At 62.1% G+C, this 16,546-nt stretch carries 14 protein-coding genes; 5 read left to right on the forward strand and 9 right to left on the reverse strand.

Going from position 1 to position 16,546, the window contains the following annotated elements; all coding sequences use genetic code 11:
• The first annotated feature begins 3 nt into the window (after window positions 1–3).
• The 4 genes from AAFN88_RS13010 to AAFN88_RS13025 all read left to right on the forward strand — a co-directional run bounded on the left by AAFN88_RS13010 (window position 4) and on the right by AAFN88_RS13025 (window position 5,951).
• A complete protein-coding gene (locus AAFN88_RS13010) occupies window positions 4–1,254 on the forward strand; it encodes an FAD-dependent oxidoreductase (protein ID WP_347520742.1) in 1,251 nt (416 codons plus the stop codon).
• Window positions 1,255–1,344: 90 nt separating this feature from the next.
• Entirely contained in the window at window positions 1,345–3,567 is a 2,223-nt protein-coding gene (gene parC, locus AAFN88_RS13015; protein WP_347520743.1) for a DNA topoisomerase IV subunit A, read from the forward strand.
• A 251-nt stretch (window positions 3,568–3,818) separates the two neighbouring features.
• Window positions 3,819–4,364 carry a TRAP transporter small permease subunit gene (locus AAFN88_RS13020; protein ID WP_347520744.1) on the forward strand — a complete coding sequence of 182 codons (546 nt, stop codon included), beginning with the start codon at window positions 3,819–3,821 and terminating at the stop codon, window positions 4,362–4,364.
• 42 nt (window positions 4,365–4,406) lie between these two features.
• A complete protein-coding gene (locus tag AAFN88_RS13025) occupies window positions 4,407–5,951 on the forward strand; it encodes a TRAP transporter large permease subunit (RefSeq protein ID WP_347520745.1) in 1,545 nt (514 codons plus the stop codon).
• A gap of 146 nt (window positions 5,952–6,097) precedes the next feature.
• Here the strand turns inward: AAFN88_RS13025 and AAFN88_RS13030 are convergent, their stop codons facing one another.
• The 7 genes from AAFN88_RS13030 to motA form a co-directional block, all read right to left on the reverse strand.
• Window positions 6,098–7,090 (reverse strand): TRAP transporter substrate-binding protein, encoded by a 993-nt coding sequence (locus AAFN88_RS13030; RefSeq protein WP_347520746.1) that lies wholly within the window; start codon window positions 7,088–7,090, stop codon window positions 6,098–6,100.
• Between the two features lie 303 nt (window positions 7,091–7,393).
• Complete coding sequence (locus AAFN88_RS13035; RefSeq protein ID WP_347520747.1) at window positions 7,394–8,116, reverse strand: arginyltransferase; 723 nt, start codon at window positions 8,114–8,116, stop codon at window positions 7,394–7,396.
• A gap of 123 nt (window positions 8,117–8,239) precedes the next feature.
• On the reverse strand, window positions 8,240–9,220 hold the full coding sequence (locus tag AAFN88_RS13040; protein ID WP_347520748.1) for an alpha-E domain-containing protein: 981 nt from the start codon (window positions 9,218–9,220) through the stop codon (window positions 8,240–8,242).
• An 8-nt stretch (window positions 9,221–9,228) separates the two neighbouring features.
• A complete protein-coding gene (locus AAFN88_RS13045; RefSeq protein ID WP_347521670.1) occupies window positions 9,229–10,617 on the reverse strand; it encodes a circularly permuted type 2 ATP-grasp protein in 1,389 nt (462 codons plus the stop codon).
• Window positions 10,618–10,854: 237 nt separating this feature from the next.
• Window positions 10,855–11,286 carry an RDD family protein gene (locus tag AAFN88_RS13050; protein WP_347520749.1) on the reverse strand — a complete coding sequence of 144 codons (432 nt, stop codon included), beginning with the start codon at window positions 11,284–11,286 and terminating at the stop codon, window positions 10,855–10,857.
• A 116-nt stretch (window positions 11,287–11,402) separates the two neighbouring features.
• Window positions 11,403–12,398 carry a flagellar motor protein MotB gene (locus tag AAFN88_RS13055; RefSeq protein ID WP_347520750.1) on the reverse strand — a complete coding sequence of 332 codons (996 nt, stop codon included), beginning with the start codon at window positions 12,396–12,398 and terminating at the stop codon, window positions 11,403–11,405.
• Window positions 12,399–12,413: 15 nt separating this feature from the next.
• Entirely contained in the window at window positions 12,414–13,277 is an 864-nt protein-coding gene (gene motA / locus AAFN88_RS13060; protein WP_347520751.1) for a flagellar motor stator protein MotA, read from the reverse strand.
• Window positions 13,278–13,477: 200 nt separating this feature from the next.
• On the opposite strand from motA, the gene AAFN88_RS13065 reads away from it, so the two are divergent.
• Window positions 13,478–13,963 (forward strand): flavin reductase family protein, encoded by a 486-nt coding sequence (locus tag AAFN88_RS13065; RefSeq protein ID WP_347520752.1) that lies wholly within the window; start codon window positions 13,478–13,480, stop codon window positions 13,961–13,963.
• A 15-nt stretch (window positions 13,964–13,978) separates the two neighbouring features.
• On the opposite strand, the gene AAFN88_RS13070 is transcribed toward AAFN88_RS13065, so the two are convergent.
• A complete protein-coding gene (locus tag AAFN88_RS13070) occupies window positions 13,979–15,151 on the reverse strand; it encodes a PLP-dependent aspartate aminotransferase family protein (RefSeq protein WP_347520753.1) in 1,173 nt (390 codons plus the stop codon).
• A gap of 3 nt (window positions 15,152–15,154) precedes the next feature.
• Window positions 15,155–16,537, reverse strand: a complete 1,383-nt coding sequence (locus AAFN88_RS13075; protein WP_347520754.1) for a pyridoxal-phosphate dependent enzyme — start codon at window positions 16,535–16,537, stop codon at window positions 15,155–15,157.
• Window positions 16,538–16,546: the final 9 nt, after the last annotated feature.

A 16,546-nucleotide genomic window follows, 5' to 3' on the forward strand; every position in this document is an offset into this window, starting at 1 on the left:
CCGATGACGCTTCGAGAAAAAGACCCAGTTGTTGTCGTCGGGGCGGGTATCGTCGGTGTCTGTTGCGCGCTTTACCTGCTGCGCGACGGTCACCGTGTGGTGCTGGTCGACCGGGGGGCTCCGGGAGAAGGGACTTCCTTCGGCAACGGATCGATTATAACGGAAGAAGCGGTCGTGCCCGTCCAGACGCCCGGGGTCGCATGGAAGGTGCCGGGCATGCTCGCCGATCCGCTGGGGCCGTTGTCGATCCGCTGGTCTTATCTGCCCAAGCTCGCGCCTTGGTTACTTCACTTCATCCGCGCGAGCAGGCCGCAACGGGTCGAGGAGGTTTCCATTGCTCTGGCGCGCCTTCTCGACGGCTCGCTGACAGCCTACAAGCCGCTGGTCGAGGCGGCGGGGATCGCCGGGATGATTCGGCGTTCCGGCTGGGTATCGGTCTATGAAACCGAATCTGGCTTCAAGAGCTATGAACCGATGCTGGAGCTGCAGCGGCGCCGGGGTGTCAATTTTGAGGTCCTGCCGGCGGAGGAACTCCGGCAACTTGAGCCCAGCCTGGCGCCGATTTTCTGCCGGGGAGTGTTTTATCCCGACGTCGCCCACACGGTGGACAACTTCCGCTTCGTCCAGGAACTGGCCGCGGCCTTCGTACGTCTCGGCGGAACGATCCGTCAGCAGAGCGTCACCGGGTTTCAACAGGACGAGAACGGCGTAAGCGCCGTCATTACGCAATCCGACCGGGTTGCCTGTAGCGGCGTCGTCATCGCCGCGGGCGCCTGGTCGGGCCCCCTGGCGGCCATGCTGGGGTCCCGGCTGCCCCTGGATACCGAGCGTGGCTACCATCTGACGCTGCCGCACGCCGGGGCAGACCTGAGGCTGCCGGTTTACTCGACCGAGCGTGGATTCGTCTGCACGCCGCTGGAGAATGGTTTGCGAATTGCCGGGACAGTTGAACTCGGCGGGCTGGAGGCGGAGCCGAATTGGCAGCGCGCGGAGGTTCTTTACCGCAACGCGAACCGATGGTTTCCCGGTCTCGACCGGCGCGAAGAGAGCCGCTGGATGGGCTACCGCCCGTCGATGCCCGATTCGGTGCCGGTCATCGGTGCGTCGCCGCGGCACCGTAATGCGGTCTTCGCTTTCGGCCACGGGCATTGCGGCCTGAGCCTGGCGGCGCGAACCGGCGATCTGGTCGCGGCCCTGATCGCGGATCGGGACCCCGGTATCGACATGACGCCCTACCGCCCTGATCGTTTCTAGAGATCCGCAGTTTTCTTTGGCAATCTGTTGCCATTATCGAGCTGATCACTACTATATTTGGTAGTTTTTCTCGGAGTCGTGACCCTCTCTATGGCCTCTTCGCCGGCTGGTGAAATCCGTGACGTGAAGCTCTCTGACGCCCTGTCGGAGCGCTATCTCTCCTATGCCCTGTCAACCATCATGGCGCGCTCGCTGCCGGACGTCCGGGACGGCCTAAAGCCGGTTCACCGGCGCCTGCTCTTCGCCATGCGCCAGTTGCGGCTGGACCCGAATTCCGGGTTCAAGAAATCCGCCCGCGTCGTCGGTGACGTGATCGGCAAGTTTCATCCTCACGGCGACCAGGCGATCTATGACGCCCTGGTGCGTCTGGCCCAGGACTTCTCACTACGGTTCCCGTTGATCGACGGACAGGGAAACTTCGGCAACATCGACGGCGACAATGCTGCCGCCATGCGATACACCGAGGCGCGCCTGACCGAAGTGGCGGCCGCAATGTTGGAGGGCATCGACGAGGATGCCGTCGACTTCCGCCCGACCTACGATGGGGAATCGGAAGAGCCGGTGGTTCTGCCGGGCGCTTTTCCGAACCTTCTGGCGAACGGGGCGCAGGGCATTGCGGTCGGCATGGCCACCTCGATTCCTCCGCACAACGTGGGGGAGGTCTGCGACGCCCTCCTGCATGTGATCAAGACGCCCAACGCCACCATCGACAAGCTCGTCGATTTGATGCCTGGTCCGGACTTCCCGACCGGCGGCGTTCTGGTGGAGGCGCGGGAAAGCATCGTCGAGGCGTATAAGACGGGCAAGGGATCGTTCCGGCTTCGCGCGCGTTGGGAAACCGAGAAGATCAAAGGCGGCGGCTACCAGATCGTCGTCACGGAGATTCCCTTCCAGGTCCAGAAGTCGCGGCTGATCGAAAAGATCGCCGAACTTCTCATGGCCAAGAAGCTGGCGATGCTCGCCGATGTGCGGGACGAGTCGACCGATGAAATCCGTCTGATCCTGGAACCGAAGAGCCGCAACGTCGATCCGGACGTGCTGATGGAATCGTTGTTCCGTCAAACCGATCTGGAAACACGGATCGGTCTCAACATGAACGTACTGGATGCCGACAACACACCGCGGGTGATGAACTTGCGCGAGGTATTGCGCGCATTCCTGGATCATCGGCACGAAGTTCTCAAACGGCGCACCCAGTACCGCCTGGACAGGATCGCTCACCGCCTCGAAATCCTCGACGGGTATCTCATCGCCTACCTGAATATCGACGAGGTGATTCGCATCATTCGCGAAGAGGATAATCCCAAGGCGAAGATGATGAAGCGCTGGAAGCTGACGGATGTTCAGGCCGAAGCGATCCTCAACATGCGCCTGCGGGCGCTGCGCAAGCTGGAGGAGATCTCCATCCGTGAAGAGCATTCTGACCTGTCCAAGGAGCAGAAAGAACTCGGGCAGTTGATGAAGAACGAGCAGAAGCGCTGGGCGGTGATTGGCGATGAGGTGAAGGAGATCAAGGCGCAGTTTGGCGGCAAGACGCCGCTGGGCGCCCGTCGTAGCGAAATCGGCGCGCCGCCGGCGGAGGTGATCATCCCCCTCGAGGCCGTGGTGGAACGGGAACCGGTGACCATCCTCTGCTCGGACAAGGGATGGGTCAGGGCCTTGAAGGGGCACCAAGAGGACGTCTCCGACGCCAAGTACAAGGAGGGCGATCGGGAGCGCTTTGTCGTCCACGCGCAAACCACGGACAAGTTGCTGGTCTTCGCCACCAACGGCCGCTTCTACACTCTGGGGGTGGACAAGCTGCCGGGCGGCCGTGGCTTCGGCGAGCCGCTGCGATTGATGATGGGGTTGCCCAACGACCAGGATATAGTTGCCGTGTTTGTCCATCTGCCCGGCCGGAAGCTGCTCGTGGCCTCTTCTGACGGGCGCGGCTTTGTGGTGCCGGAGGATGAAGTGGTCGCTCAGACCAAGAACGGCAAGCAGGTCATCAATCCGGCCCAGGGAGTTGAGGCCGCTGTCTGCCGCCCGGCCGGGGGCGACCATGTGGCGGTGATTGGCGAGAACCGCAAGCTGCTGATCTTCCCTCTGGATGAACTGCCGGAAATGACGCGGGGGCGGGGGGTGATCCTGCAAAAGTACAAGGACGGCGGCCTTTCAGATGTTAAGACTTTTGTCCTAAAAGAAGGATTGACCTGGGCTGCTGGCGCCGGGAGGGTGCGCACCGAGACCGATCTGAGGGCCTGGTTGGGTAAGCGTTCCCAGGCAGGCCGCTTGCCTCCCAACGGTTTTGCCAAGTCGAATAAATTTGGGTGATCTGCAGAGATTCTCCATTGTCGTTACAGCCGCTGCAGCCTATAAGCGCGGGCAACAAAGCAAACCAATAAGCTTCGAACAGGAACCGAGGGAGACCGGCCGAAGGCCGGCATATTCCACGAGCAGATAGGCAAATCAGGGCGCCTCCGGCTTCTTCTGGGTCAGCCGGCTTTCCGCAATCTCCGGGCTCGACCGGAGATAGCTCAGGTCGTTGATTTGTTGGATGTCCACAGGGGGGCTGTGACAGGGACGTGAACGGGCTCATTGCCTTCGTCAATCTGGTAGATCGGCTGAATGACAGGATCGGCCGCGGTGTTGCTTGGCTCACGCTGCTGATGGTCATGATCACCTTCGTCGTGGTGATCCTGAGATACGTCTACGCCATCGGCTGGGTCTGGCTGCAGGAATCCTATGTTTGGCTGCACGGCGTCGTATTCATGGTCGGCGCCGGATACACCCTGGTGCATAACGGGCACGTCAGGGTTGATATCTTCTATCGGCCGAACAGCGCACGCTACAAGGCGGTCATCGACCTGTTTGGCTCTTTCCTGCTGCTCCTGCCGATGGTGGCCGTGGTTACCTACGCCAGCTACGGCTTCGTCTTGGACTCTTGGGTCCGGCTGGAAGAATCCCGCGAAGCAGGCGGGCTGCCCGGACTCTTCCTTCTGAAAACGGTGATTCTCTTGTTCTGCATTCTGATCGGACTGCAAGGACTGTCCCTCGCGGCCAGGAGTTTCCTGGTGTTGATCGGGCATCCCGAGTTCCAGCCCGAAGAAGAAGAAACAGAGCCAATTTAAGCTATGGATCCCGCACAACTTGGGGAGATCGTCTCCCTTGTCATGTTCGCCGTCGCCTGCGTGGTCCTGCTGCTGGGCTATCCGGTGGCATTCACCCTGGGCGGCGTCGCCTTGATCTTCGCTTTTGGCGGCTTGGCGTTCGGCCTCTTCGACCTGCGCCTTCTGGGGGCTCTGGCCTCGCGCTATTTCGGCGTCATGTCGAACGAACTGCTGGTGGCTGTCCCGCTGTTCGTGTTTATGGGCGTGATGCTCGAGCGGTCGAAGATCGCCGAGGAACTCCTTGAGGCCATGGGCCTGATGTTCGGCAAGTTGCGTGGCGGTCTCGGCCTCTCGGTGGTCTTCGTCGGCATGTTGTTGGCGGCCTCCACTGGTATTGTCGGCGCGACCGTCGTGACCATGGGGTTGCTGTCGCTGCCGGCGATGCTCAAGGCCGGCTACGATCCCAAGATCGCTTGCGGAACGATCTGTGCGTCGGGCACCCTCGGGCAGATCATCCCCCCTTCCATCGTGCTTGTTCTCTTGGGCGATCAGCTCCAGGGGGCGAATACCGAGGCGCAGTTGGCACTCGGAAACTTTGCGCCGGACCCCGTCTCCGTCATCGACCTTTTCGCAGGGGCCTTCTTGCCGGGGATGATGCTGGTCGGCCTTTACATGCTTTGGATTCTCTTTTCCGCTTGGTTGCGGCCCAACTCCTGTCCGCCGATCGAGCGCGGGCCGGGGGACACGGAGGGTCTGGGCTCGCGGGCGCTGCGCGTTTTGCTGCCGCCGGCGGCCCTGATCATCCTGGTCCTGGGCTCGATCCTTCTTGGCGTTGCGACCCCCACTGAAGCAGCGGCCATCGGCTGCGTTGGCGCTCTGTTGCTGGCTGGACGCGCGGTGGCGGAAGGTGAAGGGCAGGGCTGGCCGGTTTATGTCGGCGGCAGCTGCATGGTCGCCCTGGTTCCACTGGTGACGCTCTTCGATCTTCGCATGCAGCGCGATGTGGTGCCCTTTGCCGACGCGGCGGCGGCAGTGGTCGCCGGGGTCTGCATCCTGGTTATGTTTTTCGGGGTGGCGGTCTCGCTCAAGCGGGTCTATCGAAGCGGTATTCTTATCGAGGTCATGCAGACCACGACCAAGATCTCGGCCATGGTTTTCGTGATCCTCCTGGGGGCTTCGGTATTCTCGCTGGTTTTCCGCGGCCTGGGTGGCGACAAGATCGTTGCGGATGTCTTGGAGGCGTTGCCCGGCGGCGCCTTCGGGGCCATGTTCGTGGTCATGGCCCTGATGTTCGTTATGGGCTTTTTCCTGGATTTCATCGAGATCGTCTTCGTGGTTGTTCCCATTGTCGCACCGGTGCTGCTGACGATGGGACTGGATCCAATCTGGCTTGGCGTGATGATCGCAGTGAACCTCCAGACTTCCTTCCTCACGCCGCCTTTCGGGTTTGCCCTGTTTTACCTGCGCGGTGTGGCGCCGCCGCAGGTCACCACGATGGATATCTATCGCGGTATCATGCCCTTCGTGTTGATCCAGATTGTGGGTTTGGCGCTGATCGCGGCGTTCCCTATTCTGGCGACTTTCCTGCCGGAGGCTCTGTTCGGCTAGTTTCGAGTCCCGAGAGGGTGTCGTGAAACAATGCCCGAACGGGAATTCGCTCGTTTCTTACACCAACGAAAAAGGCCGGCGGGGCAAGCCCGCCGGCCTCTTTTTTTGTGCCCGCGTCGGAAATGCGGGCAGGTCTTACCCGATCTCTATTCGACCCACTTAAAGGGCAGGCCGCGGGCGTTATAGAACGCCTGCTCCGAGACCTTCGCATAAGCAATGGCCTGCTTCCGGAAAGCGGTGATGGAATCCATCACCTCACGGCTCAGCGGGTCGGCGGCGGCAAGGTCGCCGATCACCTGGCCGGAGAGGCCGCCGAGAGCATTGAGCACCTCGTCCGGGAACTTCTTGAGGATGACGCCATGCTCGCTCACCAGGGTGTTGAGGGCGCCGTTGTTCTTGGCCACGAACTCGTTCAGCACGTAGGTGTTCGCATAGGCGTTGGCGGCTGACACCACGGCCTTCAGATCGTCGGACAGCTTCTCCCAGGCCTGGAGGTTGATGAAGTTGTCCAGCAGGGTGGCCGGCTCGTGCCAGCCGGGATAGTAGTAGAACTTCGCGCTCTTATAGAGGCCGAAAGCCAGGTCGTTGTAGGGCCCGACCCATTCGGTGGCGTCGATGGCGCCGGATTGAAGGGCCGGCGGAATCTCGCCGCCCGGCAAGTTGACCACGTTGCCGCCGGCGGCCTTAACGACCTCGCCGCCGAGCCCTGGGATGCGCATTTTCAGGCCTTTGTAGTCCTCCAGAGAATTGATCTCCTTGTTGAACCAACCACCGGCCTGGACGCCGGTATTGCCCGAGGCGAAGAACTTGCAGCCCAGCTCACGGTAGATCTTGTCCGCCAGCTCCTGGCCGCCGCCGAACTGGATCCATGCGTTCTGCTCCTGGGCGTTGAGGCCGAAGGGGATGGAGGCGATGAACTGGCTGGCCGGCACTTTGCCTTTCCAGTAGTAGGGCGCGCCATGGCCCATCTCGATGGTGCCGCTGGAGACTGCGTCCATGGTCTCGAAGGCCGGAACGATTTCGCCGCCGCCAAAGACTTCCACCGTCAGCTTACCGCCGGAGGCCGCACCGATGAATTCCGCAAGCTTGTTGGCGCCGGTGCCCAGGCCCGGAAAGTTCTTGGGCCAGGTCGTTTGCATACGCCATTTCGTAAGGCCCTGCGAAATGGCAGGCGCCGGGAAGCTGGACGCAGCGACCGCGCCCGTTGCGGCAGCGGTGGTGGCCGCCCGCTTGATAAATTGACGACGTTTCATTCCAATCCTCCCCGAAGTGGAAACTCAAGCTGTTGGTTATTGGCAAGGGCCATTCTTCGGGCCCCGAATCCGAGCCGGTTCTTTGGACCGGTCAAGTGAGCTGCGAGCATAGGCGGCGGCGGGCGGCTATGCAACTGAGGCGATCAATGGGGAGAGTGGGGCAATGCCCTCCGCCCGGGCGGCGGAGGGTCAGGCGGGCAAGCGGCGCCACCCTTCGGTTCCGAAGGCTTCCAGCGGCTGGAAGCGGGTTTTGTAGGCCATCTTCCGGCTGTGGTCGATCCAGTAGCCGAGATAGACGTGGGGCGCATTGTGGTGCAGCGCCGCATCGATCAGCCAGAGGACGACAAAGGTCCCGAGGGAGCGGCGCACTGATGCCGGGTCGAAGAAGCTGTAGACGGCCGAGGGGCCATCGGCGAGCCAATCCAGCAGGCAGACGGCGATCAGCGTGCCGTCAGGCCTGCGGAACTCGGCCAGGCGGGTGTCGATATCGCTGGACTCGACCATCGAGCGGTACTCCTCCTCGCTCATTCCAGCCATTTCGCCGTCGCCGTGGCGGGAGGAAATATAGCGGCGGAAGAGGTTGAATTGCTCCTCCGTCGCGCAGGCCGGCCCCATGTGGACCGAGAGGTCGCCGTTGGCCCGGGCGATGCGGCGCAGCGACTTCCCTGGTTCGAACTCACCCGCCACGACCCGGACCGGAACACAGGCGTTGCAGTGGCTGCAGGCGGGCCGATAGGCGTAGCGGTGGCTGCGGCGGAATCCGGCCAGGCTGAGGGTGTCGTAGGCAGCCTGTGCCTGGGGACCGCTGATTTTCGTCAGCAGCTTGTTCTCCAGCCGGCTCGGCAGGTAGGGGCAGACGTTCGGCTCCAGAACGTAGTAGCTCTGGAGCGGCCCAAAGGCGGTGGGATCCACGGACCCTAGCCGTTCAGTGGTACGATCTGCCTTCATCAGGCCAGTTTGCGCGGCCAAGGCCGCCCCGTCCAGTCTCTCCGATTCGCCTTTCGGTTGCGGGCGCCTGATTGGAGCCCGGGCCGGTCAATCGGCGGCTTGGCCTTCCTGGTTTAGGGCCGGATAGCCGAAATAGGCCGCGCCCAGCTCGGCGTTGATGCGGATGAGCTTTAATTGCACCCAGTCGACGAACTCATGAAGCCCTTTGTCGATGACCTGGTCGATGGTGATGTCGTCGAGCAGAGAGTGCAGTTCATCCAGCTCATCCAGCGCCGTGGCGCCGCCGATAAGCCGGTAGGTGGAGCGCAGATGATTGAGTCGATTTGAGATGTCATGTACGCAAGCCCTGACGGATCGGGGAAAGCGGCTGTGAAACAGCAGGAAGCCGGCGACGTCGGCCTGTGTCATACCACTAGGCTGGACCCGACGGAACGCGTGATAGCCGGCGGCCGACCGCAGCACCGCATTCCATTGACTGACGTCCAGCGGTGAGCCGACAGTTTCGTTGTTCGGCAGCAACAGATGGTACTTCACATCCAGCAGACGTGTGGTCTGATCGGCGCGCTCGATCGCCCTGCCGATCTGATAGAAGAACCAGCTCTCGTCGCGATAGAAGGTGCCTTCGGTGATGCCGGTATGGGTTTGACAGGCTTCCTTCACCTGGTTGCAGAAGCGCGCGAGGCGCGGTTCGCTGAGATCTTCGCGCTGCATGCTCTTCAGATTGTTGGAGAACATGTTGAGCTGTATCCACATCTCGGTGGAGATCAGTGGGCGCAAGGTCCGGGCATTGCTGCGGGCGGCATTGACTGCGGAAATGATCGACGAGATGTTGCGCTGATCCAGGGTGTAGAAGTAGATGACGGAGTCGGCATCGGCTTCCTCGTGATTTTCGAAGAAGCGCTCTTCGTCGCGGTTGATCTGCAAGATCGAACGCCAGTTTTGCCAGCCGCGGCTGTCTCTGCTGAACGTCTCGTTCACATCGAGGAGGCGCGCCAGGTTCTCCGCGCGTTCCACATAGCGCGCCAACCAGTAGATCGCTTCCGCGTAGCGTGACAGCAGCCTATGCAAGCTTCCCCCTATTCAAGAACCCAAGTATCTTTTGAACCGCCGCCCTGGGAGGAATTGACGACAATCGAACCCTTCGTCAGGGCAACGCGCGACAGGCCGCCCGGCAGCACCCAGGTCGACTTGCCGGTGACGGCGAAGGGGCGCAGGTCGACGTGGCGGGCCTTGATTCCGTCGTCGGTCAGGGTGGGGCAGACCGAGAGGTTGACCATCGGCTGCGCGATATAGTTGGCGGGGTCGGCGGTGACCTCCGCACGGCATTTCTCCAGCTCCTCCTTGCTGGCCCGCGGACCGATGGTGATGCCGTAGCCGCCGGATTCTCCCACCGGCTTCACCACCAATTTGTTCAAGTTGGCGAGGGTATAGGCCAAACCTTCGGGTTCACGGCAAATATGCGTCTCCACGTTAGCCAGAATCGGGTCTTCGTCCAGGTAGTACTTTATGATTCTAGGGATATAGGCATAGACGGCCTTGTCGTCGGCGACGCCCGTGCCGATGGCGTTGGCCAGAGACACGTTGCCCTTGGCGTAAGCCCGCATCAGTCCCGCAGCCCCCAGAACGCTGTCCGGATTGAAGACCTCGGGGTCGAGGAAGTCGTCGCCGATGCGGCGATAAATGACATGGACGGGATCGAGACCGTTGATGGTTTTCATGTAGACCTTGTCGTTCTCGACGACGAGATCGCTGCCTTCCACCAGCGGCACGCCCATTTCGCGCGCAAGGAAGATGTGCTCGAAGTAGGCTGAGTTGTAAGTGCCCGGCGAAAGCAGAACCACCTGCGGCTCGCCGACTCCGGCAGGCGCAGTTTCGACCAAGGCCTCGTGCAGCTTCTGGCCGTAGTTGGACACCGGGCGGATACCGATGTTGCTCATCAGGTCGGGGAAGCTGCGCAGCATCAAGTGGCGGTTTTCGACAACATAAGAAACGCCGGAAGGACAGCGTCCGTTGTCTTCCAGCACCACGAACTGGCCATCGTCGCCGCGCACCAGATCGGTCCCGTTGATGTGGACGTAGGTTCCGCAAGGCACGTCGATGCCTTCCATCTGCGGACAGTAGTTCTTGTTGCCCAGAACCAAATCCTTGGGGACCACGCCGTCCTTGAGAATCTTCTGTTGGTGATAGATGTCGTGCAGGAAAAGGTTCAGGGCCGCGACGCGCTGTATCACTCCGCTCTGAATCGTCTTCCAGGCCTGGGCTGAAATGACGCGGGGAATGACGTCGAACGGCAGAATGCGGTCTATGACGTCCTTTTGGGTATAGACCGTGAAGGTGATGCCGAAGCTGTAGAGCTCCAGCTCTGCATCGCGGGCGCGGCCGCGCAACTCTTCCAGGTCCAGGCGGTTCAGGCGCTCCCGGATAGACAACGTGTGTTCGGCAGGATCGCCGGCGCCACCCAGCATTTCGCAAAAGAAACCGTCCGGATCGTAGGCGCTCAGTGGTCCCGACGCCTTGAGGGGCGCGCTAGCCAAGTATGATGCTCCCTGTTTTCACAGTTTCCCGCTGGCCTTTTCTTCGCTGGCCTGTTCCCAGGAACTTGGATAACGCTTCGATTATTGCAATGAATTGCGCCGACTGGCCAGCCTTCAGTGAAAAGATTTTGTCGGCGCAGGAGAACTGCGCACGGAAGGTCCCGCGGGTCAGGGGTGGCGGCGGACCACCAGGGTGCCGGCCAGGATGTCATGAAGGGCCCGGCTGCGGTCGGTGAACAGTACGACCAGCAGGATCAGCCAAGCCGTCAGGGCGACGGTGACATAGAACAGGATGGTTGCCAGTACGGCCTGCAGCGGCGCCACGTTCTTGCCGCTCCAGTCTCTCAGCTCCAGGTCGAACAGGCGCATTCCCGGCGTGGCACCGCGGCTGGCCAGAAAATAGCTGTGATAGGCGATGGGCCAGAGGGACAGGATGATGACGGCAATGGGGCTCAGCAGGCCGAAGGTGAGGGCGCCGGCAATCGACAGAGCGAAGCCGAGGCAGATCCCCAGGATTGCGATGACTAAGACGTCGACCAGGTAGGCAAGGCTGCGCCGCAGGATCACGCCGGCATAGAGCTGCGGTGCGGTGGATGGCATCGGCGGCTGCCCGGACCAGCCCGGTCGGCGCGGTGTCCCGTTGGTATCGTCAATCGACATGCCGACAGCCTAGGCTGGCGAGTCCGGGCGGTGCAAGGGCGGTTTGGCTGGCGGGATCAGTGGTTGGACTGATAGACGGGCGCTTCGCTCTCGGGGGCCTGGCGCAGCAGGACGACCGAGATGCGCCGGTTGCGCGGCGAGTTCGGCTCTTCGGGGACCAGGTGTTCCTGGTCGGCCCGTCCCACCACGGAGGCGATGCGAGAAGCCGGCAGGCCGGCGGCCAGCAGGGCGCGGCGGCTGGAGTTGGCGCGGTCGGTCGACAGTTCCCAGTTGGAGTAGCCGTTGTCCTTGGAATAGGGAGTGGAGTCGGTATGCCCTTTGATGGCCACCGGGTTGTCGAGCTTCTTGATGGCGTCGGCGACCAGCGCGAGCAGGCGTTGCGTATGCGGGTACATTTCGGCCTTGCCCGAGGCGAACATGGAGCGGCCCTCCTGATCGATGATCTGGATCCGCAAGCCCTCCGGAGTCTGATCCACGATCAGGTTCTTGGCGAAGTCGGCGAGGTCGGGGATCGATTCCAGGGCCTGGCGCAGGTCCGCCTCGGCGGCGGCGAAACGCTCCTGTTCCAGTTCCCGCGCCAGGCGGTCGACTTCTTCACGGTTCACGTCCTGGTTCGGATTGTCCGCCGTCTTGCTCAGGCGCTGCCCCGATTGGCTGTCGTCGGCGGGGTTCTCCACCTGGGTGGGGCTTTGTTCCTCGGTATCGTCCTTGGCGCCGGGCAGGGCGACCGTGATGCCGATCGGCGAGGTATCGTTCACCAGGGCGCCGTCGGTGGTCATGCTGCGCCCGCCCATGACGCCGCCGGAACCGCTGTCGCTTTGCGAGACGCTGTCGGGATCCAGGGAGGTGATCGGCGAGAAGTACTCGGCGATACCCTTGCGCTGCTCTTCCGTCGTGGCGTTCAGCAACCAGAGCAGCAGGAAAAAGGCCATCATGGCCGTGACGAAGTCGGCGTAGGCGACTTTCCAGGCGCCACCGTGGTGGCCGCCGCCGCCGCCTTTCTTCACCTTCTTGATGATGACGATTTGAGCTTCGTCGTTTCCTGCAGCCACGTCGGGGGCTCCCCTTTAGGCGGGGGGCGGAAGGGCGGAGACCGCGTCTTCGACCTCGTAGAAGGTCGGCCGGTCATGCGAATTCAGGGCCTTGCGGGCAAACTCTACGGAGACGGCCGGCGGCGAGCCGTGCATGTGTGCCAGCAGAGCCGCCTTGATACAGTGGAGATACTTGATCTCCGCGTTGTAGACCGCCTGCGCCTTTGAGGCGGTCGGCCCCAGGAAACCGTAGGAAACCCACACCCCCAGGAAGGTGCCGACCAGGGCGCCGCCGATCAGCTTGCCGAGCACTTCCGGTGGCTCGGTGATCGAGCCCATGGTTTTGATGACGCCCAGCACCGCCGCGACGATGCCCAGCGCCGGCATGCCGTCAGCCATAGTTTGCAGGGCGTGGGCAACCTCCATGTGCTCATGGTGGACAACCTCGATTTCTTCGTCCATGAGGGTTTCCATCTCATGGGGGTCTTCGGAACCGAGGGTGAGCAGGCGCAGGTAGTCGCAAAGGAAGATCACGGCGGTTTCGTTCGCCATGACGCCGGGAAACTGGGCGAAGAGCGCAGAATCCTGCGGGTTTTCGATGTGCTGCTCCAGGCCCAGGTTGCCCTTGGTCTTGGCGACCTTGAGGATCTGGTAGAGCAGGCTGATGAGTTCGACGTAGTTCTCTTTTTTGTACTGGGAGCCTTTGAAGACCTTGCCGATCGCGGTGCCGGTGTGCTTCACGACGGAGGCGGGATTGCCGATGATGTAGGAGCCGATTGCGGCGCCGACGATGATCACGGCCTCAAACGGTTGCCACAGCACGCCCAGCTTGCCGCCCATCGCGGTATAGCCGCCGAGGGTACAGCCAATTACGATCAGTATGCCTACAATAAGCCCCATGGAGCCCCAACCCGCGCACAATCCGCCGTCGAACGACCCGCCTTTCGAAGGCGGCCTTCGAAGGTGGCCGATTTAAGTTAAGAAGTGGTTTAGTCAGGCGCCTTATGGGCCGGAAATGGTTGGTTTGTGGTGGCTTTTGCGCTTCCCCTGGCATTAATATCCGCCCTCTCAGTGATGCGAGCAGACGACCCTATGGTGCGATGACGTTCAATTCCTCCGCTTTCCGCCAGGCTCTAGGCAGCTTTGCGACCGGTGTGGCCGTGGTCACGGCGCGCGATGCCGCCGGGCGAAACCGGGGAATCACAGTGAATTCCTTCTCCTCGGTTTCCCTGGAGCCGCCTCTCGTCCTTTTCTGCCTGGACAAGGCGGCTTTGAGCTTCGACACCTTCCGTCTGGCCGACAGCTTTGCGATCAACGTCCTGGGCCAACACCAGCACGAGCTATCGGTGCGCTTCGCGACGGCGGAGATCGATAAATGGGACGGAGTAGACTACGACATTTGGCCTGGGAATCTGCCGGTATTGCGCGACTGCCTCGCCAATCTGGCCTGCCGGCGCGAGACCCTTTACGAGGGCGGCGACCATGTGATTATCCTGGGCCGCGTCGAGCGATTGCAGGCCGCCGGAGAGCATCCCCCCCTGGTCTATTTCCAGAGCGGTTACCGCAGCATCGGGCCGGACGTTTAGGTACCGCCGGCCGGGTCAGGCCAAGGCGTGCTGCAGGTCGGCGATAAGGTCGTCGGCGCCTTCGACCCCGACCGAGAGCCGCACCAAGCCGTCGCTGATCCCCAAGGCGGCCCGGTTCTCCGGGGGGATGGAGGCGTGGGTCATGATCGCGGGATGCTCGATCAGGCTTTCGACGCCGCCCAGGCTTTCGGCCAGGGCGAAGATCTCGACTCTCTCGAGGAAGCGCCGCGCCTCGTCCAGGCCGCCCTTCAGGATCGCCGTGACCATTCCGCCGGGCCCGTCCATCTGCCGCTCCGCCAGCGCGTGCTGCGGGTGGCTGGGCAGGCCCGGGTAGTAGACCTTCGCCACCTTGGGATGGCTCTCCATGAACTCGGCCACGGCTTGGCCGTTGGCGCAGTGCCGCTCCATGCGAAGTGCCAGGGTTTTCAGGCCGCGCAGCGCAAGGAAGCTGTCGAAAGGGCCCTGGATCGACCCGACGGCGTTGTGCAGGAAGGCCAGCCGCTCGGCCAGCTCCGTATTATCGCCCACCACCAGGACGCCGCCGACCATGTCGGAGTGGCCGTTCAGGTATTTGGTCGCCGAGTGCATGACCAGGTCGAAGCCGAGTTCCAGCGGCCGCTGGATCCAGGGAGTCGCGAAAGTGTTGTCGCAGGCAGCCAGGATGCCATGTTTCTTCGCCAGCCGGGCGACGGCTTCGAGATCGACCAGTTTGAGCAGCGGATTGGTCGGCGTCTCGACCCAGATTAACTTGGTTTCCGGCCGGATCGCCGCCTCCAGGGCGCCGGTATCGGTCATGTCGACGTAGCTGAAGTCGAGTCCGGCGGAGCGGCGGCGGACCCCCTCGAAGAGGCGGTAGCTGCCGCCGTAAAGGTCGTCCATGGCAATCACGTGGTCGCCGCTGTTCAGGCAATCCAGAAGCGTGGCGATGGCTGAAAGGCCGGACGCGAAAGCATAGCCCTGCTCGCCGCTTTCCAGATCGGCGATGCAGCGCTCGTAGGCCATGCGCGTGGGGTTCTGCGAGCGGCTGTATTCATAGCCTTTGTGTACGCCAGGGCTTTCCTGGGCATAGGTCGAGGTGGCGTAGATCGGCTGCATTACGGCGCCGGTCGTAGGGTCGGGCGACTGACCGGCGTGGATCGCGCGGGTGGCGAAGGCCGGCCGGTTGCGGCCGCGGTGCGAGTCTGGCATGGGCTATTTCATCCGTCGGCGGAGATGGTTGAGCAGATCAATCCGGGTAATGAGACCCAGGAAGGTATCGTCTTCAACGACGATGGCCACGTGGTCTTGAGCGAAGATCGGCAGCAAGGCATCGATTGGTTTGTCGGGGGAAATGGTTTCCAGCTTGGCGGTCATCGCGGTAGAGACCGGGTCCTTGAACCGTTCGTCGTCCTTGAAGACCTTCAACAGAATGTCGCTTTCGTCGATGATCCCGGCGACCTTGCCGTTCTTGTCGAGAACCGGCAACTGAGAGATGTCGTAGAGTTTCATACGGCCGTAGGCGATCAGGAGGTTGTCGTCGATGCCCACCGTTACAGTGCCGTGTTCGTCGTGCCGCCGGCCGATCAGGTCCCGCAGGTCGCCCTTTTGCTCGCGCTCGATGAAGCCCTGATCGACCATCCAGTAGTCGTTGAACATTTTCGACAGATACTTGTTGCCGCTGTCGCAGACCAGGGTGACCACGCGCTTTGGCTCGCTCTGCTCGCGGCAATAGCGCAGGGCCGCGGCGATCAGCGTCCCGGAGGAGGAGCCGGCGAGGACTCCTTCGCGCAGCAGAAGCTCGCGGGCGGTAAGCAAGGCTTCCTTGTCGGGAATCACATAGGCTTTGTTCACGCGCGAAAGATCGGCGACATCGGGCAGGAAGTCCTCGCCGATGCCTTCGACGATCCAACTTCCGACATCCTTGCTGATGTGCCCCGTCTCCACGTATTCCGCTAGAATGGACCCTTCCGGGTCGGCCAGGACCATCTCGGTCTTGTCGGAGACCGAGGCAAAGAAATGGGTCAGCCCGGTAATGGTACCGCCTGAGCCGACGCCGCAGACCATGGCATCGACATCGTGTTCCATCTGCTCCCATATTTCGGGCCCGGTTGTCGCTTCGTGGGCAAGGGGGTTGGCCGGGTTGCTGAACTGGTTGATGAAGATCGCACCGGTTTCTCCGGCAATGCGCTGGGCCATGTCCTGGTAGTACTCAGGGTGGCCCTTGCCGACATCGGAGCGGGTCAGAATCACGTCCACTCCCAGAGCGCGCAGGTGAAATATTTTCTCCTGCGCCATTTTGTCGGGCACCACCAGCGTAAGGTGATAGCCCTTCTGTGCGGCGACCAGCGCCAAGCCGAGGCCGGTGTTGCCGGCCGTCGCCTCGATCAGCCGGCCGCCGGGTTTCAGGCTGCCGTCCTTCTCCGCGGCTTCGATCATCGACTTGCCGATCCGGTCCTTGATCGACCCGCCGGGATTTTCGCTCTCGAGTTTGAGAAAGAGTCGGCAGGGGCCGGTATCCATATGGGATACTTCCAGCATGGGCGTGTTGCCGATGCGCTCCATAACGCTGTGAAAAACGGCGCCGGACGGGGCCATTGACGGTTC

The organism is Pelagibius sp. CAU 1746 (genome assembly GCF_039839785.1).
Classification (GTDB): Bacteria; Pseudomonadota; Alphaproteobacteria; order Kiloniellales; family Kiloniellaceae; genus Pelagibius.